A 4244-nucleotide genomic window follows, 5' to 3' on the forward strand; every position below is an offset into this window, starting at 1 on the left:
AGCTCCAGCGCCACCGCGCCGTCCTCGCCGGTGACCGTCACGTCCCACACGGCCTCGCGCGCGGTGCGCGAGCGCTGCCGTACGTGCACCAGCCCGTCGGCGGCCGGCCGCGCCCACATGCGGACGCCGTCCACTCCCGACGGCAGGTAGCCGGTCTCCGCGTCCGCCAGCAGCGGCGCCCCCGCCTGCAAGGCGCCGTCGAGCAGCGCGGGATGGACCACGTAACCGCCGTAGCCGTCGTCCGGCGGGTCGCAGTGGTAGGCGGCGAGGACCTCGCCGTCCCCGGTGTGCAGCTCGCGCAGCACCCGGAACGCCGGGCCGTAGGCCAGACCCGCCGCGGCCAGGGCCGCGTAGTGCTCCTCGCCGCCGGTGCGGCCGGTGAGCCGTTCCCGCACCCCGGCCAGGTCCACCGGCTCCGGCCGGGCGGCGCTCGCGCGCAGGACCCGGCCGCGGGCGTGCAGCCGCCAGCCGCCCGTGTCGCCGGTGCGGCTGGCGACGCGGACGATGCCGTCCTCGTCGCTCAAGGACGTCGTCAGGCGCACGTCCATCGCCGCGTCCCAGGCCAGGGGCAGGGCGCGGGCGATCTCCAGGTCGTCGATCTCGGCCGGGCCGCCGAAGGCCTCCCGCCCGGCGGCCAGCGCCAGCTCCACGAACCCGGTCGCGGGCATCACCACGGACCCGGCGACGCGGTGGTCGGCCAGCCACGGGGTACGGGTGCGCTCGACGGGCATGTGCCACGTGGGCTCCAGCACCGGTGCGCGCTCGCCGAGCAGCGGGTGCACCAGGACCCCGTCGCCGCTGGTGCGCACCCAGTACTCCGGTGTGCCGTGCCAGTACGGCTCGCGCTGCCACGGGTAGGGGGGGAGGTCGGCGACCGAGCCGGGCCCGGGGAACCAGCGCTCCGCCGCCCCGGCGTCCCCGGCGGCCAGCAGCCGCGCGGCGGCCCGGCGCACGGCCGCCCCGTCGCACCTGTCGCGGGTCACGGGGGAGACGACGGGGAACGGGCCGCCCGGGGTCTCGGAAGCGATACGGCTCAGCGCGCCGGCCAGCCCCGGCTGCGGGGCGATCTCCACCACGGCCGCGAGCCCGGCCTCCGCCGCCCGCGCCACCGCCTCCGCGAACCGCACCGGCCGGCGGGCGTTGTGCCACCAGTACGCGGCGTCCAGCTGCCCGTCCGTGACGGTCCCGCCCGACACCGTGGAGTACATCGGCACCCGCGGCCGGTGCGCGACGAGATCTGCCAGCCCCGCCCGCAGCGGCGCCTCGACCGGGTCCATCGCCGCGCTGTGGAAGCCGTGGTCGATGCCGAGCTCACGGAACGGCACCTCCCGTGCGGCCAGTTCCCGGCCCAGCGACCGCAGCGCCGCGGCCTGCCCGGAGACGGTCACGTCCCGGGCGCTGTTGACGGCCGCGATCTCCAGCAGCCCCTCGTACGCCGCGATCGCCGCCCGGGCCTCCTCCTCGCCCAGCCCGATCGCGGCCATGCGGCCCCTCCCGGCCGTCGCGGCCTGCGCCCGGCTGCGTTCGGCGACCACCCGGGCCGCGCCCGGCAAGTCGAGCGCCCCGCTCACGCACGCCGCCGCCACCTCGCCGACGCTGTGCCCCAGCACGGCGGCCGGGACCGTCCCGTACTCGGCCAGCAGGGCCACCAGCCCGAGCTGGAAGGCGAACAGCGCGGGCTGGGCGAAAGCGGTGTCCGCCATCCGCTCCGCCATCCGCTCCGCCGTCTCCTCCTGCGGGCCCTCCGCCAGCAGCTCCGCCACCGACCAGCCCAGCAGCGGTTCCAGGTGCCGGTCCGTCTCCTCGACCGCCGTGCGGAACACGGGCTCCTGCGCCATCAGCGCGGCGCCCATGCCCGGCCACTGCGTGCCGTTGCCGCAGAAGACGAAGACGACGCCTCCCGAGGGCGGCCGTTCGGCGTGCACGGAGGCGGCGGCCTGCGCCGTCTCGTCCCCGGCCAGGGCCTCCAGCTGCCCGGCCGCGTCCTGCGGGCCGCCGGCCAGGACGGCCGCGCGGTACGGGTGCCGGGTCCTCCGCCGGGAGGCGGTCCAGCACAGGTCGTAGAAGTCCTCCTCCGGCACGTCCCGCACGTGGGCGGCGACCGCCCGGGCGGCCTCGGCCAGGGCCCGGCGGGTGCGCCCCGACACCACCAGCGGCAGCGGGCCCTGCCGCGCGGGAACCGCCGCGCGCCGGCGCTGCGGCGCCGAGCCCAGCACCACGTGCGCGTTCGCACCGCCGAAGCCGAAGCTGTTCACGCCCACCACGCCGCCGTCGCAGGCCGCCACCGGGCGCATGCCGCCGACCGGGCAGAGGTTCAGGCCCGCGAAGTCGATCTCCGGGTTGAGGGGGTCGCCGTGCAGCGAGGCCGGGATCCGGCCGTGCCGGAGCACCAGCATCCCCTTGAACAGGCCGGCCATCCCCGAAGCGGGCTCCGCGTGCCCCATGTTGGTCTTCACCGACCCGATCGGCAGCGGCCCGTTCGTCCGCCGGACGCCCAGCGCCGCACCGACCGCCCGGCACTCCAGGGGGTCGCCGACCGGGGTGCCCGTGCCGTGCGCCTCGAAGTACAGCACCTGGTCGGGCCCGGTCCCGGCCCGCTCGTACACCTCCCGCAGCAACCGCTGCTGCATCTCCGTGCTCGGCACCGTCATCCCCGAGGTGCCGCCGTCGCAGTTGGCCCCGCTGCCCGCGATCACCGCGTGCACCCGGTCGCCGTCCGCGAGCGCGTCGGGCAGCCGCTTGAGGACCACGATCCCGCCGCCCTCGGCCCGCACGTAGCCGTCGGCCCCCGCGGAGAACGTCGCGCAGCGCCCGCGGGGCGAGAGCATCAGCGTGCGGGAGAAGCCGACGAAGTGGTACGGGCTGAGGAGCAGGTTCGCGCCGCCCGCGAGGGCGACCCGGCTGCGGCCCGAGCGGAGCGTCTCGCACGCCTGGTGCACGGCGGTGAGCGAGGAGGAACAGGCGGTGTCCACCGCGATGCTGGGGCCCCGCAGGTCGAAGACGTAACTCAGCCGGTTCGCGGCGATCGACAGCGCCGAGCCGCTCATCGCGTACGCGGTGATCTCCTCGACCCGGGCCATCTGCAGGCCGCCGTACGACATGTCGCTGATGCCGACGAACACCGCCGTGTCCGAGCCGGCCAGGCCGGCCGGGTCGATGCCCGCGTCGTCGAACGCCTCGGCCGCCATCTCCAGCAGCATCCGCTGCTGGGGGTCCATGTGCCGGGCCTCGCGCGGCGAGATCCCGAAGTACTCCGGGTCGAAGCCGGAGACGTCCCCGAGGTAGCCGCCCGCCATCGTGTACGCCTTGCCCGGCCGTTCCAGGTCCGGGTCGCAGAAGCGGGCCGCGTCGATCCGGTCCGCCGGCGGGGCCGGGCTGATCAGGTCTCTCTCCTCGGCGAGGGCGGTCCACAGCCCGCCGAGGTCCGTGATGCCGCCGGGCAGGCGGCAGGCCGCGCCCACGACGGCCAGGGGGACGGAAGGATCGGGTGGTGCGACGGACCGGGCGGCGGTGGTGTGCTCCATGGACCACTCCTGCACGGGGAGACGAGCCTGGCAGAGCCGGAACCAGAGGCCTTTCCGGCCTCGCCGCCGATAGTGAACTACCCGCCGGTTTCACTCGTTTGACAGGGCGCGGGGCGCTTCAAGCCGGGGCGGTGGAGCACTGCCTTCCGGCGGTCGGGCTCCTGCGCCCGGCGCACGACCCCGGCGGGCGGGGGCATGCGTCCGCCCGGGCGCCGGGCCGTCCGTGTCCCCGTGAGTCGTTGTAGGGTGCCATGACCGCCCTTGACCTGCATGAGCAGGCAGGGAGCAGACATTCCAGGAGTTCTCCATGATGCGTACCATGCTCAAGTCCAAGATCCACCGCGCGACGGTCACCGGGGCCGACCTGAACTACATAGGTTCCCTGACGCTCGACCCCGTGCTGATGGAGCAGGCCGACCTGCTGCCCGGCGAGCAGGTGCACATCGTCGACGTGAACAACGGCTCGCGGCTCGAGACGTACGTGATCGAGGGTGAGCGGGGCTCGGGCGTGGTGTGCATCAACGGCGCCGCCGCCCGGCTCGTCGCCCCCGGCGACATCGTGATCATCATCGCCTACGCCTCGGTCGGGGACGCCGAGGCCCGTGACCTCAAGCCGCGCGTGGTCTTCGTCGACGGCGAGAACAAGGCGATCAGCGTCGGCGACGACCCGTCGGTCTGACCGTCCGAGCCGCCTGAGCCGTCCGAGCCGTCCGAGCCGTC

Annotated in this window: 2 protein-coding genes; one reads left to right on the forward strand and one right to left on the reverse strand. The window is 75.6% G+C overall.

Annotation, left to right across the window (positions count from 1 at the left end; translation table 11 throughout):
* Positions 1-3524, reverse strand: a 3524-nt coding sequence (locus V7793_RS34200; protein ID WP_336013590.1) for a type I polyketide synthase, incomplete at its 3' end; no start/stop codon positions are given.
* A 307-nt stretch (positions 3525-3831) separates the two neighbouring features.
* On the opposite strand from V7793_RS34200, the gene panD reads away from it, so the two are divergent.
* On the forward strand, positions 3832-4203 hold the full coding sequence (gene panD / locus V7793_RS34205; RefSeq protein ID WP_336013592.1) for an aspartate 1-decarboxylase: 372 nt from the start codon (positions 3832-3834) through the stop codon (positions 4201-4203).
* Positions 4204-4244 lie beyond the last annotated feature (41 nt).

Origin of the sequence: Streptomyces sp. KLMMK (assembly GCF_036961605.1) — a bacterium.
GTDB lineage: Bacteria > Actinomycetota > Actinomycetes > Streptomycetales > Streptomycetaceae > Streptomyces > Streptomyces telluris.